The sequence below is a fragment of the Paraglaciecola sp. 2405UD69-4 genome (assembly GCF_047525415.1).
Taxonomy (GTDB): Bacteria; Pseudomonadota; Gammaproteobacteria; order Enterobacterales; family Alteromonadaceae; genus Paraglaciecola.
On the sequence record NZ_JBLIXM010000002.1, the window covers coordinates 1,000,980 to 1,019,086 of the forward strand.

The following is an 18,107-nucleotide window of genomic DNA, read 5'->3' on the forward strand; positions in this document are numbered from 1 at the left end:
CTATGGCAATATTTTGCCTTAAACAAAGTTTAAGGCCATGTTTAGCCGTCTAGTTATACAAATTTCGTTCCATAAAAATAGCTTAAGGGGAATTATTCTCGGCCTGGTAACTTTTTCCAAGTTACTTTATCTCTTAAATATACTGGCTCTATATCTTCAACATCCACGGCATTACCAGCGTTTATTTGCGAGACGGCTAACGGCAACATGTACAAAGCATTTGGATACAAAATATCGGCTAAGACTTCTACCTCATGACTTTGGTTAATGGTTTCATATGCAGCCCACCCCGTACCAACACCTACAGCTTTTTCATCAAGCTGAGTATTTGCAAGGGCTAACTCTGGTGGTATTACTTTTTCCTCAGCAACCAAACTGACTACCCCTTCAACTAAACGATACTCAGCAAAATAAACTTCTGACATTCGAGCATCAATCGCGGCAAATATTCTACTACTCTCAGTGTTAGTCGCTGCTTCTTGTGCCATCGCTGCTAATGTCGAAATCCCTACAACCTTTAACCCAGATCCTAGCGCTAAGCCTTGTAAAATACCTGTTGCAATCCGTACTCCAGTAAAACTGCCAGGACCTCTTCCAAATGCCAGATAATCTAAGGCTTGCAACTTAACCTCAGCCTCTTTTAATACTTCATCAATCATTGGCAAAATACGCTGACTATGCTGTTGGGGGCATATTTCAAAACGACTATATGTTTTGCCATTTACTTGTAATGCAACGGAACAGGCTTCTGTCGCAGCATCAATTACTAATAAATTCACAAATTTTCCTCATGTATGGAGCGCAAAAACTCTATTGCTTTATTTAAATCCCGAGTACGGTGCATATCAGGCAAACTTCCCATAAATATTTTTCCATAGTCTTTTGTAACAAGTCGATTATCACAAATAACTAGCACTCCTTTATCATTTTCATCCCTGATCAACCTACCCGCCCCCTGCTTTAAAGAAATAGCAGCTTGGGGAATTTGTAATTGAGCAAAGGGATTACCTCCTTGCTTCCTACAGTCATCGATACGGGCTTGTAATAATGGATCATCGGGAGACGCAAACGGTAGTTTATCTATCAGCACACAGGTTAGATCTTCTCCGCGTACATCTACTCCTTCCCAAAAGGCACCAGTCCCCAAAAGTACTGCGTCTTTGTTTTCAATATAGCGCTCTAGAAGTGCTCTTTTAGTGGTAGTACCTTGAACAAGAATTGGGTTATCTATTTTATCTTCTAACTGCGAGGCCACTGCATTAAGTGCAGCATGGCTGGTAAACAGTAAAAAACAGCGCCCTTGGCTTGCTTTGACCAGTTTCGCAGAAATATCTATCAGCGTAGCCCGCATTTCTCTTGCATTTGGTTCAGGTAAAAAACGAGGGACACAAAGCATAGCCTGTTTAGGATAATCAAAAGGGCTGTCTAAAGACAAGGTACTCGCGTCATCTAACCCCATTTGTTTTTGAAAGTGGGTAAAGCTGTCATTCACCATTAAAGTAGCAGAAGTAAAGACCCAACTGCGCTTAGGCTCAGCGATAAAATCAGCAAATTTATTAGCAATACTCAAAGGTGTTAGATGCAAAACTATGTGTCGTTTCGTGGTTTCATACCACAAACTGACACCTAACTTAGTGGTATCGATTAAGCGAGATAACTTACCTTTGGCCTCAGAGATCCGTTCAAAGATGTTATCAAGCTCTTTATCTCGACCAATATGAAGCTTTGTCACCTCGTATAACACCCCAAGCCCGTCCGTTAACTTACTCACTTGAGTTTGTACATCATCACGGAGCAACATTTGTCGCCAATTACCTTTATGGGGATTTTCTGGAAACAATATCCTTAAATCTGCAGCGATCATTTTGCATTTTTCAGCGGCAACTTGTACTTGCTTGGCATCTTTTAATACGGTGCGGTAAACCATATCGATATCACGGCTAATGTCTTGAATTTGTCGACTAGAAAAGGTTTCACCAAAATATTCACTCGCGATATCCGGTATTTGATGGGCCTCATCGAATATCACTAAGTCAGCCTCGGGAATGAGTTCGCCGAATCCGGTATCTTTTAATGCCATATCAGCAAAAAACAAATGATGATTCACGACCACAACATCGGCATCTAGGGCTTTTCGCCGCGCTTTAACCAAGTAGCAATCTTCATAATCTTGGCAATCTTTACCCAAGCAATTATCTGTAGTGGATGTAACAAAAGGCAGCACTTTGGCATCTTCGGCAAGAGACTTTAAATCTCCCATATCTCCCGTTTTAGTACTTGAAGACCACTGCCTTACCTGTGTTAACTCTGATAAGGTTTGACGCTCTAACAAGGTGCTATTTCCACCATGTTGACGCAGGCGATGGATACACAAATAATTTGCGCGGCCTTTTAACAAGGCTATTTTGCCATTACTTTTTAATGCTTTTTTAACTAAAGGTAAGTCCCGATGAAAAAGTTGTTCTTGTAGGTTTTTAGTACCCGTTGAAACAATTGTTTTCTTTGTAGATAAAAGAGCAGGCACTAAGTAGGCAAAGGTTTTCCCCGTTCCAGTGCCTGCTTCAACAATCAGTTTTGACTTATCTTGAATGGCTCGCCCTACCTCTTTGGCCATATCAGTTTGAGCCTGACGTGGCGTAAAGCCAGAAATAGCAATTGAGAGATCGCCGTCTTCAGAAAAAGTCTGTGAAATACTAGGCATAACACCTTAAAAAGGAATTCAGAAAATTAATATGCTTAATTATGCCAAATAGATCGACTTCAAACGAGAGTTATTCTTTGTAAGTCTAAGTAATTTCTGATTATCTAAGCTTAACAGCAGATATTAAATTGAGTTACCCCTGATGTAGGTTAGAATAATATTTACCGATAAAATTATTTATATTGAAGTACTTATGGACCCTATTACTGATTTGACCATAACTATGAGTCATCCAGATAAATCTGCCACCGACAAACTAAAGCTAGCCTGCACAGTGGCCTGTCAAAGTATTTCAGGAGCAAATCGAACCAGTATTTGGCGCTTAGTAGATAACAAACAAAAAATAGAGTGCCTGATGTGTTTTGATCAACTAAGTAACAGCTTTTCATCTGGGCAAATATTAACGAAAGAAGATTTTCCAGAATACTTTGAAGCTATATTAGAAAATGAGCATATTGTTGCCTCTGATGCCAGAAACCACCCATCAACAGAATGTTTTAATGCCGATTACTTTATTCCTAACGACATTTACTCACTGCTTGATTACATACTTCATCAAGACTTTTCACCTACAGGGATATTTTGCTGTGAAAGCGTTGGGACATTTAGCCATTGGGAAGAACAAGATTCCACAAAGTTAAGAAAAATGGCAAATATAATTTCGATGTTTTTTACCCCAGATCTATAACCGAAATAAAAAACATCAAACAATTAAATTCTCTTCACGCAGCCAGTACTTACTTTGAGAAGTTAAACTGTGCCAGACTCACACTGTTTTTCTCGCAAATTACCAACAAAATTAGGAAGCTCTAATTTTTCAGTAATAACCTCAGACACAACTAGGCCTGTTTCGGACTCCTGGATCCAAAGTGATACTGTGTCTGCTTTAACATTCCTATTCAGCATATAAGCCTTGCCCTCATCTAAGTTCACTTTAAAATTAACTATTGCTTCCTTAGCAGAGCTCATCCGCTCAATATCGCCAAACTTAGCTTTCACCCATAAGTCATGTTCACCGCTTGTAAATTGCTTAGGAGAGGTCCATGACACCGGTCTATGGTTTTCACACATTAAATAAACAAGCTCAACGTCATAATTTTGCAAACGTCTAAAATTTTCAAACCTCAAATGATTATCAGCAATCTTAGGTGAAAAATTGCTACACCCTGATAACGTAAGGCCTACTAGTATACTCGATAATACAACTTTCATATTAAGCTCCCTGTTCTTTCACTTTAGTTAATGCTATCTATTAAATTGCTTAAAAATAATACTCTACGCCAACCCAGCACATAATTCAAAGGTTAAAATACGTACCCGAGTTAACATAAAAAACGTCAATAAATACAGCTACCAGTTTGCCAACTTTGTTTTTCATGCTATTTTCTGCCGCAAATAATTTGAGAGTGATTCCAATGCCTAAAGCCAGTGAAATAAAAAAAGGTGCCGCTATAGAGCACAATGGTAAAGCCTATCTTGTAAAAGATATCAACAAACTAACCCCAAGTGGTCGAGCCGGTGCTAGCCTCTACAGAATGCGCCTTTACGAAGTAGGCACAGGGGCAAAAGCTGACGAAAGCTTTAAAGCAGACGAAGTATTAAATTTAGTAGATTTCCACCGTAGTAAAGTCACATTTTCTTATGTAGACGGTGATGAATATGTCTTTATGGACAGTGAAGACTACACATCTTATTTCTTAAACAAAGACACTATCAGCGAAGAACTACCTTTTGTCACAGAAGACACTCAAGGGTTACAGGTTCTATTAGTTGAAGGTAAACCTGTCGGTGTTGAATTACCCCCCAACGTTGAGCTTGTTATCACCGAAACCGACCCGTCTATAAAAGGCGCATCTGCAAGTGCTCGTACTAAGCCTGCAACACTTAGCACAGGTTTAGTGGTACAAGTACCAGAATACATATCTAACGGTGAAAAAATTAAAGTGAGTACTTCTGAAAGTAAATTTGTAAGCCGTGCTGACTCATAACCCCACCTAAACAACCTCTATCAAGATAGAAAGCAAACTTCAGTGTTGCTTTCTATCTTGAGTTTCACAATTAACTGCAGATTTCACAAAAGCTCAGCTTGCAGTGGCTAAACTTATCACCACAGACTTGTATGCTGGCGTATTACTTTTTTCTGCAACACTACTAAGTGGAATTAAATCATTGGTTTCGGGGTAGTATGCTGCAGACGAACCTTGAGGGATATCAAAAGCCACTAAAGTAAAGCCTTTTACAGTGCGAGTTTTAATATCTTCACTTGGCCAATGGCTGTGAATATCCACAGAATCACCTACCTCAAATCCCAAAGCAGCAATATCTTCCTGGTTTAGAAACAACACCTTACGGCTACCATGTATTCCTCTGTACCTATCGTTATTGGTATAAACCGTTGTATTAAACTGATCATGACTTCGAATTGTCATCATCAATAAACAGTTTTCGGGGACCGCTATGGGCTCAATTTGATGTACGATAAAGTTGGCTTTTTGAGTGTTGGTGGAAAATTTACGGGCGTCTCGAACGGCATTAGGTAATACAAACTCACCTAACTCATCTATACGACGGTTAAAGTCCTCAAAACCGGGGATAACCTTAGCAATGCCATCTCGTATTAAACTATAGTCATCTCTCATACCCAGCCAGTTTATGTGACTAGCATCTAGGGTTAAATCTGCAAGTTCGGCGATTATGGCAATTTCGCTTTTTAATAAGTTCGATGCAGGGGGGATCTTCCCATGGGAGGTTTGCACGACTCCCATAGAGTTTTCTACGGTAACAGTTTGAACGCCAGAAGCTTGAGTATCAATCTCAGTTCGCCCCAATACCGGCATAATCAAAGCGTTTTTACCGGTATACAAATGACTTTGATTTAACTTAGTTGATAGCTGCACTGTCAATTCACAATTTGCCAAAGCATCTTTAGTTAATAAATGATCAGGCATGGCTCTGTAAAAATTCCCGCCTAAGGCAAAAAACACTTTAAGCTTGTTTTCGGCCATGGCGGTAACCGTTTCTACAGCGTCGTAACCAAACTCTCTAGGGACCTCAAATTGATAGGTATGTTGCAAAGCATCAAGTAAAGCATCACTTGGTTTTTCCCAAATACCCATAGTACGATCACCCTGCACATTACTGTGGCCGCGCACTGGACACACTCCCGCACCTGGTTTACCTAGATTCCCCTGCAACATTAAAAAGTTTGTCATTAGCTGTATGTTAGCCACTGCATTCTTATGTTGTGTGACTCCCATTGCCCAGCAACAAATCGTCTTTTTAGAAGACGCCGCAATATCGGCAGCTTCATTAATTTGAGCCAGAGTGACACCACTATGCTTGATAATGTCATCCCATGATGTTGCCAAGATATCTTCCTTAAATGCATCATAACCATGGCAATACTCAGCGATAAATTCTTTGTCTAAGATATCTAAACCAGAATCATCTCTTTCTATCAAGGCCTTACACAAGCCCTTCAATAAAGCCACATCACCATTTATTTTTACTGGTAAATGTAAATCACGTAACTCTGTTCCTGTACCGATTACACCGCCAACCTCTTGGGGATTTTTAAAGCGTTTAAGGCCCGTTTCATCTAGGGGGTTTATAGAGACAATTTTAGCGCCATTACGTTTAGCATCTTGCAGTGCACCTAGCATTCTTGGGTGATTTGAACCGGGATTTTGACCAAATACAAAAATGGCTTCAGCGTGTTCTAAATCTTTAAGGGAAACCGTACCTTTACCCACACCTATAGTTTCACCAAGACCCACACCACTGGATTCGTGACACATATTTGAACAATCCGGCAAGTTGTTGGTACCAAACTGACGCACAAATAACTGATATAAAAATGCCGCTTCATTGCTCGCTCGGCCAGAGGTATAAAAAGCCGCTTCATTTGGCGAGTCCAACTTACTTAAGTGGGTAGCGGTTAACCCTAAAGCCATGTCCCAACTGATGGGTTTGTAGTGAGTGGCACCTTCAGCCAAAAACATAGGCTCAACTAATCTGCCCTGGGCATTCAACCATCGGTCTGATTTTTGTTTAAGCTCTGCAACACTGTATTTGGCAAAAAAGCTCGCATCGACAATGTCTTTCGTTGCTTCATCTGCGATAGCCTTAGCGCCATTTTCACAAAATTCAAACGTAGCTCGCTTTCCTAAAGGATCCGGCCAAGCACAACCGGGGCAATCAAACCCTTCAATTTGATTTAAATGGGTTAACAAGCGGGTGCCTTTTATTGGGCCTACTTTGCCACCCACATTTTTATAGGCAGAGACTACGGCAGGTATACCTGCTGCCCATTGCTTTTGAGGGGTGACCTGTAAGTTTTTAATCGCTATTTTATTAGTTGTCATATCACACTCCTTGATGGGTAGGTTTATCACTTAGTAGGTGTCCACCTGTGTATAAATTACAGTGCTCCGGCTTCACAAAGCCGAGTAGGCAAATATCACAATCTTCAGCTAAATCAATCGCTAGGCTAGATGGAGCACCCAAAGCGATAATATAGTTAAGACCAGCCATCGCAGCTTTTTGTACCATTTCAAAGCCCACTCGACCGCTTAAAACCACTCCTGCAAGATTGTGGTTCGACTTAGTAATCATACTGAGGTTGGCACCAATGAGCTTATCCAAAGCGTTGTGACGTCCAACGTCTTCACGTACATCAAGTATATGAGTGTGATAATCAAACAGGGCTACACCATGATTACCGCCGGTTTGTTCAAAAATACTTTGTCGCTCACCCAAACCTGATACCAATGTGGATAAACTTTGAAGAGATAGCGTTTTGGTTTTTTTCGTAGTTTGCGCCCTATTAGGTAACTTTTTTAATATGCTATCAATACTCTGCTCACCACATACACCACAAGCAGAGCTCGCCACATCAGCTCTTTTAGACTGACTCACATCAATCACCTTTGAAAAGGTAACCATAATACGGTTAGTGGTGTGTCGCTTTAACCTGCCTGTGCCAGTGTGGTTGATAGAATATACGTCAGATACATTTTGAATAATGCCACTGCAAAACAACCAACCTAATACTAGGTTTAAATCATCACCTGGGGTGCGCATAGTGGTATACAGTAGCTCAGCTGGAGGAGCATGATTAATATGATAACAACACCAAACCTCCAAAGGCTCCTCAACCACTATGCAATCTGTTCTAGATTTACTGGCAACCGAGTACTCTGACGCATTCGACAAGGATATTTTATCAATAGAATAATGTTTAACGGGTTTCAAACAAGCCAACAAATAAAGTTAATGTCCTAATCCTGCTCCATATCAATAAAAGCGAACAATTAGGTTACTAGAAAGGTAAAGAGGTAAGGCCTAAGATAAATATCCAAACGCCAAAAAACAACTTTAAATTTTTTGGCGAAAAATAAAGAACTAACTTTTTAGCTAACACACCACCGATTATTGCCCCAGCACCGGCAAATAAAACCACAGGCCAATACACGGCTGACGTCACAAACAAGTGATACACAATCCCAGCCCAGACAGTAACTGCACTGACAATCACAGCCGCAGCAATAGCGAAAGCAACGTTAAAACGCCGCGCAATTAAATACACAGCTATAAGCTCTCCAACGCCAATCGAAAGCCAAGCAGTAATACCGCCCCCAAGCAGCCCTATCATGCTTAAAGAGACATAATCAATTAAACACAAGCTTTTATTAAAGCTTTGAGTTTTCACCCAAAAAACACTGGCGATAATCCCCAAGGATAACCCCATAGAAAAAATCCCAAACCCTAAGTGTAAAGTATCGGGGTCGCTAAGTTGCTCTAAAGATTGAGAATTTAATTGAACCAACCACAAGCCAATCATTGAAGCAGGAATAGTCAATATCAAAACTTTTGGTAACACCGACCACTCTTGAGCTTCGGTGAGTTTATGTGCCGTTAATTGTTTAAAGTACGCATACCATGTCAGCGCACCAGCAGTCATTCCGCAACATTGAATAGCAAAACTCGTTGCCACAGAGGTCGTGACACTAAAGCCTAACTGATTAAAAAACGGCATGAATACCACACCGCCACCAGCGCCCGTTGAATTGGCAAAAATCGCGCCGATAACACCTAAAAAAGCGAAGGGGCCAAAGTCTTTAAGCAAACCCCAAGGGTTAGCTTGGCAAATAAAAATAGCCAACCATATACCCAAAAGTGCTAGCCTAATAATTAAAATGGAGGAAGGTGAATACTTCAAAAAGCGGAAATCCAAGCTTAAACGCAATGATTAATCTAGTAACGTTATTTACAATAATAATGATTTCATCATAAAAACAACGAGTGAACTAGTATCAATTGTAGATATATTTTGAAAACTTATCTTTAGTAAATATAAAACACATTCGATACAGACTTTGTTTAGTCCACCTAATGATTAAAAGCCAAAGTGGGTTTAATTCTATTACCTCTTACGCATGAAGTACAAATGCTACTCGCGTACTAAAACGTCAATACATTTAGTTCTACATTATTAAGCTTGTTTTCAAGCCCAGTGTGATAAAGGCTCTCGATAGCGGTTACGCCAGCATACTCAGCTACTTTCACCTTATCATTCATATGCAGTGCGAAACTCTGCCAGGCTTTTGCATAACGCTCTGCAAAGCCTTCATGGCCCCATTCGCTAGTACGTTTTTTCACTTGGCTTGGCGCAAAGAAAAACTCACTATTTAGATGTCCTTGAGGTTTGTTTTGCTGGGCTTCCACATCGGTAGAGCCAATCAAAATCAGCTTACCTAAGTTTTTAGCAAACCCTTGCTGCAACTTAAGCAATAAACTTTTATTACCTGCAAAATCTAGAACCAAGCTAGATTTACCTCCATCTAATGTATCAATGTCATCATAACTCACTACTTGGTCGTAACAGGCTAAACCTTCGGTAAAGGTTTTATTATGTGTAGATGTTAACCCTATCACCTTATAACCCAAACCACGGGCTTGCTTATGCTTCATTAATAAATGGGCCGTGCCATAGGCAGTTTTACTGGAGGCGCTGGTAACAAAAATCTGCTCAACAGGATTTACAAGCTCAGCTAGCCCTTCACCAACAAAATCATCTAATACAAAGGATGTCATAAACAAAGGGCGATAGTTTAATTGCCACGCTTCTCTACTAGCTTGATACCCAGGGTCTGTGGCGCAGCGCACATAGTTATCGTATACCGGAGAAATACTTTTACGTTTATCGCTAACATCAAAAAAGTGAGTGGCAGAGGTTTTACCAGCTTTAATGATTAAGTGAGAAGCCATAGGCAAATAGCCGTATACTTTTTCCCCTACCTGCACATCCAAATGGTTAGATTTGATCACAGTTGCAAAGCCCCACATAGGCACAATACCCCAGTTATCAGAGGCAGGAAAAAAGCCCCAATATCCCATTTTATCTCCAAATACAGCATAGGTAATATTGTTAGCAGAAAACCCTAATGAATCGATTTTCAGTACAACCTCACCCTCTTGTAGTAGGTCAATATCTATATTTTTTTCAATAATTTTAGTGTTCGCGACATTAGACTTCTCAATCCAAACTTGGGTAACTGTAATAGAATTGCTCATATACTCTGCCTGTAGCTAAAGATAATTAGTGCACTGAGTATAAGATTGAAGCCTAAGACAAGGGCATCATAAATTTGAATGGCTCGGCATAAAACCCGCTGATTATCAAAGCCTAGCAATGCTGACATATAGGCTCATTAACATAAGGTGATTGAAGAATGAGTACGAGTGGCGAGCAACAAAACCTAAAACCAGTTTTGTGGCATTAGAAGTTATTGAAAGCCATTTATAAAACTATGTTTTGCGCCATTCCATCAAAATTTCTTCATGCTCGGTTTGTTCGCATAGTTGACGATCAAAGTCTTTAAAGCCTTGAGACTGATAAAAACTGTGAGCTCTGTGATTTTGGACATACACAGCAAGCTGTAATTGATTGTGTCGCTGTTTAATAAAGTTTAGTAACTTACTGCCAACACCTTGAGACTGTGCATTTGGAGAAACAAACAGCGCAGGTACAAAGCCTTGATGATAAGAAATAAAACCTAAAATATGATTATTTTCTTCGTAGATATAGGTGTCACTATTCGGTAGATAACTTTCTTTCATCGCCAAAATTTGGCTTTGCCAAAAATCTTCTGGGATAAAATTATGCGCCTTAACAGACGATTTAAACCAAAGAGATACTAAAGTATCTACTTCTACTGTATTCATTTTTCTAATCATAATACTTCTTTGTGAACTAAGATGAACTTACGCCGCCATAAATATCAATGGTAAAGCCTCGCTCTAACAGGTACTTGTTTGGTGTTGTACCTATTTGCTGTTTTAAATAACGGATCAAATGGGGTTGGTCGCTGAAACCAAATTGAAATGCTATATCAACCCAATCAATCTGCCAGGCTTGTTTTTGATATAGGTATTCCAACATTAATTCTAGCTTGGTCATCGCCTGATATTGCTTTAAGGTCAGCCCTGTAACACGGCGAAAGCTACGTTCAATAGTGCGCTTCGAGCAAAAAAGCTTATCTGCCAAAACAGCAATACTTACCTCTTGTAAGGCTTCAACTACCCTAAATGTTAATTGGCTATGCTGATCATGTTGAATCTGCTCCATCCAGGGCGTTAGAATACTTTCTAACCTAGTGATACAAGCTTCAGGACTCTGCCTAGCCAATACAAAAAATTCACTTAGTGCAGCCGCATTGACTGACATTAACTTATCGGTATCTATTTGCTTAACAATATCTAATTGCCCTTCTTCGCTTGTTGTCAGCGACATCATATAGGGCACACCCACTTTAAATTTAACCCCTAGATGGGTGAACGACTTTGAATGGTCCAGATCAAACGTATTTTGGTGCGCTAACAGCAAATGACTGCCTTGCCCTAACTCCTGTTGTTTTGCATAACCATAGCTGTAAGGCTCTGAGCAAGGTGCAAAAATTAGATGCGCACAAGGGTCAGGGTTGAGCTTTGGAAAATTATCACCAGCTCCTGTGTTTTTTTCAATAAACCAATAACATTCAATAAAGTCACTGAGTTTACTGGTTGATGGAATAATCCAATGCAGCATAACTTTTCCGATTAATAGTCCTTAAGACACCTTAACAAAATTAAAGATCACATTAACCAAACTATGAAGGATTCAACATACCTACAGTCATTCATGCAAACGTTACTTGCAGCAAACGGTGATTTGTCACTAAACCTGCTTTTGCTATGGCCTTTTGTGCTCCTAAGTTTGCTTTTTCTGTTGAACACATTGGGATTAGCTCTTGAGACTTTGCCAACGCAATAAGTGCTCGTAATACATCAGTGGCAATTCCATGCCCACGAAAATCTGGCGAGACAATCACACCAAGATCAGCATATTCAGTTTGGTGTTCAGCAAATTTTCGACACTCGCCGCTTGCAATAAGTTGCTGGTCTTTCCAATAGCCAAATAATTCTTGCTTTGCTATTAAGTCACCAAAGTAGCCTTGTAACCACTCCTTAGGCGCTCCAATTGCGTTTACTGCAAAGTCAACAAAGCGCACCAGTTGCTCTTGGCTAGCTTGTTGTAACTCTGCACTAGTAGCTTGGCTTGTATTCCCCTGAACCCCACAGTAAAGCAAAGCGTTAACAGTCGATGATAAGTTGTGGTCTAAACACATCGCTAGGAATGCAGGATCACAGGTGCTAACAAAAGCCCCAGCTACCTTGCCAATTACATTACTATTATTTTGTATTATAAGTTCAAATAATTCGTCGGCTGACGTGATGGCTTGTTGAGAAACGTAAAATTGCAATAAATAACCATCTGTGTTTAAACAACAAAAACCAACTAAATGCTCACTTTCATAAAAACCAAAGTGCTGTGCCATGGGAACAAAGCCAAAGTGCCACATGCCATCTAACGGTGCAGTAGTTTGATTAAAGTACTCTGCCTTTAAAATGCTAAGCCTGTCGTTTGTTTCTATCTTTCTAATTTCTAACATGATTTAAATACTCAAAAATATTGGTTGCTAGGAAAACCCTGCCTAACCTGATGGAAAGATAATAATTCAGCGGCTTTTCGTCGTATTGAACAAAAGCGACAATATTAAGAATATTGAAAATAAAACAGCTTTAACTGCCAAGATTATTTAAATGGGGATACTGAATTTCATAGTTAATTCATATTATTCAGCGCAGCTTTAAGGATAAAAGTAAGTTAGGCATGTCTCCTGAACGCTAAAACTCATCTATCAAAATTTCCGCTCAGATAGCAAATCTCAGCTAATAAGACTAAACATATACATCTAAATGCTTGGGGCCCTTCGGCTTTTTAGGGGCGGTATCTTGGCTTTGTTCAGTGTCATCTTTCTGAGCGGTTTGCTCATCAGAATCTTGTTTAGCCTGATTTTGCTTTTTTCCGTTAGGGTCTTGTTGCTGACCTTTTAGTTTTTCATCTTCCTCTTTTAATGCTCGCGCCCTTGCTATCTTATCTATTTTTTCAATTTTTTGGGTGTCGTGGGCGATAGGCTCTTTACCTTCTCGAGGTAATACTGAAAACAATAAATCATTCACCATTTGCCTCTCTCCTTTCAGTCAAAATGAATAAACGCTCAATAATTGGACAACAAAATAAGCATTTCATTCAATCAAACCTATCATAGTTGATTTTATTGTAAGAAAGCAGGCACTTTCCCTGTAAATCCCCTTGCATTAACTAGGCCGATTGCATAATGTATGCGCCATAATTTAGGGCGTAGCAAATATTTACGCACTAACCACGATAGGGTAAGACAAAATTTTGAAAAACGTACTGCAAGCTATTCATCACCATCATAAAGCTTAACCTTTCAGGTTTGGGCTGGAAGGTGTATTGAATCCTTCTAGCGGCGCAGAATTTTTCTAAACCCCCGGAAGGCGACTTTCGGGGGTTTTTCATTTTTAAAGGTTTTTGTACTGAAATTAGGTACACATTAGCCAGAGTTGAGCCACATCAATTTGACAATTAACTATTGATATTTAATCGGAACAAAAGATGACTGATAACAACAGACTTCGTATTGCAATACAGAAAAAAGGCCGCTTAAGTGATGACAGTATTTCACTGTTAAAAGCTATTGGCATTAAATTACAAATTCGCGACCGGTTATTAATAGCTCACTCTACTAATCAACCTATTGACCTTCTATTGGTGAGAGACGACGACATTCCTGGGCTAGTGATGGATGGCGTAGTTGACCTAGGTTTTATCGGACAAAATGAACTAGAAGAAAAAATGCTAGAGCGCCAAGCTTCAGGTAAACAAGCAGAATACATTGAGTTAAGACGTCTAGACTACGGTGGTTGCCGTTTATCTATCGCAGTGCCTAACGAGATGGATTATCAAGGCATAGAGTCATTAGAAGGTAAAAAAGTTGCTACAACTTACCCTTACTTACTAGAGCGTTTTTTCAAAGCGAAAAACATCAACGCCAGTACCGTAATGTTAACTGGTTCTGTTGAAGTTGCTCCTCGTGCCGGCGTAGCCGATGCAATTTGTGACTTGGTGTCTACTGGCGCCACGTTAGAAGCTAACGGTTTACAAGAAGCTGACGAAATTTTCGTCTCAAAAGCGGTATTTATTCAACGTGCAGGCAAGCTGTCTGAAGAAAAACAAGCGCTAATTAATAAAATGCTACCCCGTATGGATGGCGTTACTCAGGCGAAAGAAAGTAAATACATCATGCTTCACGCCCCTAAAGCTTATTTAGAACAAGTTAAAAGCTTACTACCCGGTTCAGAAACCCCAACTGTATTACCACTAGCCGGTAACGATGACGCAGTGGCGATTCATGTAGTAAGTCCAGAAACCTTATTCTGGGAAACCATGGAAAAACTAAAAGCACTCGGATGTAGTTCTATCCTTGTTATGCCAATCGAAAAAATGATGTCTTAAGATACTAAGCGAGTATTAATCATGGAAATATGGGCCAATTTAAATTCTGAGCAACAAGCTAAATTACTAAGTCGACCAGCCTTGTCTGATAACCGCTCTTTAAGTGAAGCGGTTGCAGATATTATTCAACAAGTAGCAGACCATGGCGATCATGCCTTAAAGCAACTAACCGAACGCTTTGACGGGGCCAAGCTTGAATCATTACGCCTTGCTCAAGACGAACAAGACACCTTTGCTAGCGCATTAAAGCCAGAAGTTAAATGGGCCATAGACCAAGCGTACGCTAATATTTACGCGTTTCATGAAGCTCAGTATCCAGAAGACATAGAAGTAGAAACTACCCCGGGGGTGGTATGCGAACTTAAACATGCACCACTGGCATCGGTAGGCTTATACATTCCAGGGGGCACTGCGCCACTACCATCAACTGTGCTAATGCTTGGGGCAACAGCACAAGTAGCGGGTTGCCCACGCAAAGTATTGTGTACCCCGCCTAATAAAGACGGTGAAATCGCAGTAGAAATTCGCTATGCGGCCAGTCTTTGTGGCATAGACGAAATCTACCTAGTAGGCGGCGCACAAGCCATTGCTGCTATGGCATTAGGTACTGAGTCTATTGCTAAAGTCGATAAAATATTTGGGCCAGGTAATAGCTTTGTCACAGAAGCTAAACAACAAGTAAGCCGCATTCCAGCAGGCCCTGCTATCGATATGCCAGCCGGCCCATCTGAAGTGCTAGTGATTGCAGATAAAGACGCCAACCCTGTTTTTGTGGCATCTGATTTACTGTCTCAGGCAGAGCACGGCGCTGATTCACAAGCGGTATTAGTGTCTGATAGCGAAACCTTAATCAAAGCTGTAAAACAGCAGGTAGACATACAGCTTGATACCCTAAGCCGTAAAGAAATCGCCGAAAAAGCCGTGCAGCACAGCCGTTACATTTTAACAGGCAGCCTAGAGCAAGCCTTTGAAGTAAGTAACCGCTATGCACCCGAGCACTTAATTGTACAAATAGAAAATGCCCGTGACAGCTTAGGTAAACTTACCAATGCCGGCTCAATATTTGTAGGTAAATGGTCGCCAGAATCAGCGGGAGATTACGCCAGTGGCACCAATCACGTATTGCCTACCTATGGCTATGCTCGCAATTACTCTAGCCTAGGCCTAGCAGATTTTATGCGCAGATTTACAGTGCAAGAACTGAGTTACCAAGGGCTTCAAAATATTGGCAACGCCATTATGGATCTTGCCGATGCCGAAGGTTTAGACGCCCACAGACAAGCCGTAGCCCTTAGGTTAAACACCGAGGTGTCAGAATGAGTGAGTTAGTCAATAAACTAGTATGCGAAAATCTTAAGGCTTTAAAGCCCTATGAGTCAGCACGCCGCATTTTTGCAGGCGGTGACAGCGACAGCGAAATCTGGCTAAATGCCAACGAGTCACCTTTTGCCAACAATTACGACGTCGACTCAGCGCACTTTAATCGTTATCCAGATTGTCAGCCACCAAGTGTTATTTTGCCTTACGCAGAATATGCAGGCGTTGAGAAAGACCAAATAGTAGTCACTCGCGGCGCAGATGAAGGTATAGAGTTATTGATTCGTACCTTTTGTACACCAGGCAAGGACAGTATCTTAATCTGCCCACCTACTTATGGTATGTATGCCATCAGTGCCGAAACCTGCAATGTAGGGGTGAGTAAAGCGGTATTAAATGAAGATTTTTCATTAGATATCGACACCATAAAAACCTTCAAAAATAAGGTTAACCTGGTATTTATTTGCTCGCCTAATAATCCAACTGGCACATCGGTAGATAAAGCACAGTTAACTGAAGTTCTAGAGCACTTTGCTGACTCTGCTCTGGTTGTAGTAGACGAAGCCTATATTGAGTTTGATGCCGCCAATACTTGGGCAAAAGAACTTGCGCAATATCCTAACCTAGTGGTTTTGCGGACACTGTCTAAAGCCTTTGCTTTAGCAGGCATTCGCTGCGGATTTACCTTGGCAAATCAAGATGTAATTCAAAGCATAATGAAGGTAATTGCTCCTTATCCTATGCCAGAGCCTGTAGCGCAAATTGCCGCACAAGCCTTAAGCCCAAAGGGGCTAGCATTAATGGCTGAACAAGTAGACTATCTGCATAGTCAAAAAGAACACTTGAAACAGCAATTAACCAAGTTTCCAGAAGTAACACTTGTGGGCGATGATAAAGCGAATTTCATTTTATTTCGTCACCCATTAAAACAAGCAATAATGGACTTTTTGGTCGCCAACTCAGTGTTGATCCGCGATCAGTCCAAACAAATTAATTTAGATAATTGCCTTCGCATTACCCTTGGCAATCAACAACAAAATGAAAAACTTTTGTCATTAATGACAGACTTTTTTGCACAGCAGGAACCATTAGCATGAGCCAGCAGCCTATTCTTTTTATCGACCGAGACGGCACCCTAGTTGAAGAGCCCGCTATCGACAAACAACTTGATACATTAGAAAAACTGGTTTTCGAGCCACAAGTATTACCCGTCCTACTTAAGTTGCAACAAAATGGGTTTCGCCTTGTCATGGTATCTAACCAAGATGGACTAGGGACAGATAGTTTTCCTCAGGCTGACTTTGATTTACCCCACAATAAAATGATGGACTTTTTTAGTAGCCAAGGTGTGGTGTTTGACGACGTACTCATTTGTCCTCACTTTGACGAAGACAACTGCACCTGTCGCAAGCCTAAACTGGGTTTAGTAAAAGACTACTTACAGCAAGGTAAAGTCGACTTTACTCGCTCATTTGTGATTGGCGACCGCGACACAGATATGCAGCTTGCAGAAAACATGGGCATTGTCGGTATTAAATATCACCCACAAGATAACAACTGGCTGGCTATAGAAAAGCAATTGCTTGCATCAAGCCGAGTGGCCACTGTTGTTCGTAAAACCTCAGAAACCAATATAAACGTTACTGTTGATTTAGACTCAACGGCAAAATCAACCATAGAAACAGGGTTAGGATTTTTTGATCACATGCTAGATCAAATAGCCACCCACGGTGGCTTTGAGCTAACACTCACAACAGATGGTGATTTACACATAGATGATCACCACAGTGTAGAAGACACTGCCCTTGCTCTTGGTGAAGCCATGAAAAAAGCCCTAGGCGACAAACGTGGTATTGGCCGTTTTGGTTTTGCCTTACCTATGGATGAATGCCGCGCAGAATGTATTTTAGATATTTCTAACCGCCCTCACCTAAAATTTGAAGCAGAATTTAGCCGTGACCAAGTAGGCGAAATGGCAACTGAAATGGTGCCTCACTTTTTCTATTCGATAGCACAAGCTATGGGGTTATCGCTGCACTTGTCTACCACAGAAGGCAATGCGCACCATCAAGTAGAAAGCTTGTTTAAAGTATTTGGCCGAGCCTTACGCCAAGCAATCCACAAGCAAGGTGAATCCTTACCAAGCAGTAAAGGTGCTTTGTAATG

17 protein-coding genes and 1 other annotated feature are annotated in these 18,107 nt (G+C 40.7%); of the genes, 6 read left to right on the plus strand and 11 right to left on the minus strand.

Annotated features, from left to right (window positions below; genetic code table 11):
* Window positions 1-92: 92 nt before the first annotated feature.
* Together tsaB and ACMUMK_RS10885 are read right to left on the minus strand one after the other, a co-directional pair.
* Window positions 93-779, minus strand: a complete 687-nt coding sequence (gene tsaB, locus ACMUMK_RS10880) for a tRNA (adenosine(37)-N6)-threonylcarbamoyltransferase complex dimerization subunit type 1 TsaB (RefSeq protein WP_414701137.1) — start codon at window positions 777-779, stop codon at window positions 93-95.
* On the minus strand, window positions 776-2,701 hold the full coding sequence (locus ACMUMK_RS10885; protein WP_414701138.1) for an ATP-dependent DNA helicase: 1,926 nt from the start codon (window positions 2,699-2,701) through the stop codon (window positions 776-778). The genes tsaB and ACMUMK_RS10885 overlap by 4 nt, the downstream gene beginning before the upstream one ends.
* Before the next feature lie 193 nt (window positions 2,702-2,894).
* Between ACMUMK_RS10885 and ACMUMK_RS10890 the strand changes: the two genes are divergently transcribed.
* Window positions 2,895-3,389 (plus strand): histidine kinase, encoded by a 495-nt coding sequence (locus tag ACMUMK_RS10890; RefSeq protein WP_414701139.1) that lies wholly within the window; start codon window positions 2,895-2,897, stop codon window positions 3,387-3,389.
* A 62-nt stretch (window positions 3,390-3,451) separates the two neighbouring features.
* Here the strand turns inward: ACMUMK_RS10890 and ACMUMK_RS10895 are convergent, their stop codons facing one another.
* Entirely contained in the window at window positions 3,452-3,913 is a 462-nt protein-coding gene (locus tag ACMUMK_RS10895) for a hypothetical protein (protein ID WP_414701140.1), read from the minus strand.
* Between the two features lie 203 nt (window positions 3,914-4,116).
* On the opposite strand from ACMUMK_RS10895, the gene yeiP reads away from it, so the two are divergent.
* A complete protein-coding gene (gene yeiP, locus ACMUMK_RS10900) occupies window positions 4,117-4,689 on the plus strand; it encodes an elongation factor P-like protein YeiP (protein ID WP_414701141.1) in 573 nt (190 codons plus the stop codon).
* A gap of 93 nt (window positions 4,690-4,782) precedes the next feature.
* Here the strand turns inward: yeiP and ACMUMK_RS10905 are convergent, their stop codons facing one another.
* The 8 genes from ACMUMK_RS10905 to ACMUMK_RS10940 all read right to left on the minus strand — a co-directional run bounded on the left by ACMUMK_RS10905 (window position 4,783) and on the right by ACMUMK_RS10940 (window position 13,267).
* Window positions 4,783-7,065 (minus strand): FdhF/YdeP family oxidoreductase, encoded by a 2,283-nt coding sequence (locus ACMUMK_RS10905; protein WP_414701142.1) that lies wholly within the window; start codon window positions 7,063-7,065, stop codon window positions 4,783-4,785.
* Between the two features lies 1 nt (window position 7,066).
* Window positions 7,067-7,954, minus strand: coding sequence for a formate dehydrogenase accessory sulfurtransferase FdhD (locus ACMUMK_RS10910; RefSeq protein WP_414701143.1), 888 nt, complete (start codon window positions 7,952-7,954; stop codon window positions 7,067-7,069).
* Between the two features lie 67 nt (window positions 7,955-8,021).
* Entirely contained in the window at window positions 8,022-8,864 is an 843-nt protein-coding gene (locus ACMUMK_RS10915; protein ID WP_414701144.1) for a sulfite exporter TauE/SafE family protein, read from the minus strand.
* A 299-nt stretch (window positions 8,865-9,163) separates the two neighbouring features.
* Window positions 9,164-10,276: a DUF2855 family protein gene (locus tag ACMUMK_RS10920; RefSeq protein WP_414701145.1), complete on the minus strand. Its 1,113-nt coding sequence runs from the start codon at window positions 10,274-10,276 to the stop codon at window positions 9,164-9,166.
* Window positions 10,277-10,510: 234 nt separating this feature from the next.
* A complete protein-coding gene (locus tag ACMUMK_RS10925) occupies window positions 10,511-10,939 on the minus strand; it encodes an N-acetyltransferase (protein ID WP_414701146.1) in 429 nt (142 codons plus the stop codon).
* A 16-nt stretch (window positions 10,940-10,955) separates the two neighbouring features.
* A complete protein-coding gene (locus tag ACMUMK_RS10930) occupies window positions 10,956-11,789 on the minus strand; it encodes a helix-turn-helix domain-containing protein (protein WP_414701147.1) in 834 nt (277 codons plus the stop codon).
* Between the two features lie 91 nt (window positions 11,790-11,880).
* Complete coding sequence (locus ACMUMK_RS10935) at window positions 11,881-12,693, minus strand: GNAT family N-acetyltransferase (protein WP_414701148.1); 813 nt, start codon at window positions 12,691-12,693, stop codon at window positions 11,881-11,883.
* A gap of 289 nt (window positions 12,694-12,982) precedes the next feature.
* Window positions 12,983-13,267 carry a hypothetical protein gene (locus ACMUMK_RS10940; protein WP_414701149.1) on the minus strand — a complete coding sequence of 95 codons (285 nt, stop codon included), beginning with the start codon at window positions 13,265-13,267 and terminating at the stop codon, window positions 12,983-12,985.
* Between the two features lie 243 nt (window positions 13,268-13,510).
* Window positions 13,511-13,626, plus strand: a sequence feature (His leader region).
* A gap of 98 nt (window positions 13,627-13,724) precedes the next feature.
* Between ACMUMK_RS10940 and hisG the strand changes: the two genes are divergently transcribed.
* The 4 genes from hisG to hisB are packed head-to-tail and all read left to right on the plus strand — an operon-like array spanning window position 13,725 to window position 18,105.
* Window positions 13,725-14,624 carry an ATP phosphoribosyltransferase gene (gene hisG / locus ACMUMK_RS10945; protein ID WP_414701150.1) on the plus strand — a complete coding sequence of 300 codons (900 nt, stop codon included), beginning with the start codon at window positions 13,725-13,727 and terminating at the stop codon, window positions 14,622-14,624.
* A gap of 21 nt (window positions 14,625-14,645) precedes the next feature.
* Window positions 14,646-15,944 carry a histidinol dehydrogenase gene (gene hisD, locus ACMUMK_RS10950; RefSeq protein ID WP_414701151.1) on the plus strand — a complete coding sequence of 433 codons (1,299 nt, stop codon included), beginning with the start codon at window positions 14,646-14,648 and terminating at the stop codon, window positions 15,942-15,944.
* A complete protein-coding gene (hisC, locus tag ACMUMK_RS10955) occupies window positions 15,941-17,038 on the plus strand; it encodes a histidinol-phosphate transaminase (protein WP_414701152.1) in 1,098 nt (365 codons plus the stop codon). Before hisD ends, hisC begins: the two co-directional genes overlap by 4 nt.
* A complete protein-coding gene (hisB, locus tag ACMUMK_RS10960) occupies window positions 17,035-18,105 on the plus strand; it encodes a bifunctional histidinol-phosphatase/imidazoleglycerol-phosphate dehydratase HisB (protein ID WP_414701153.1) in 1,071 nt (356 codons plus the stop codon). Before hisC ends, hisB begins: the two co-directional genes overlap by 4 nt.
* Window positions 18,106-18,107 lie beyond the last annotated feature (2 nt).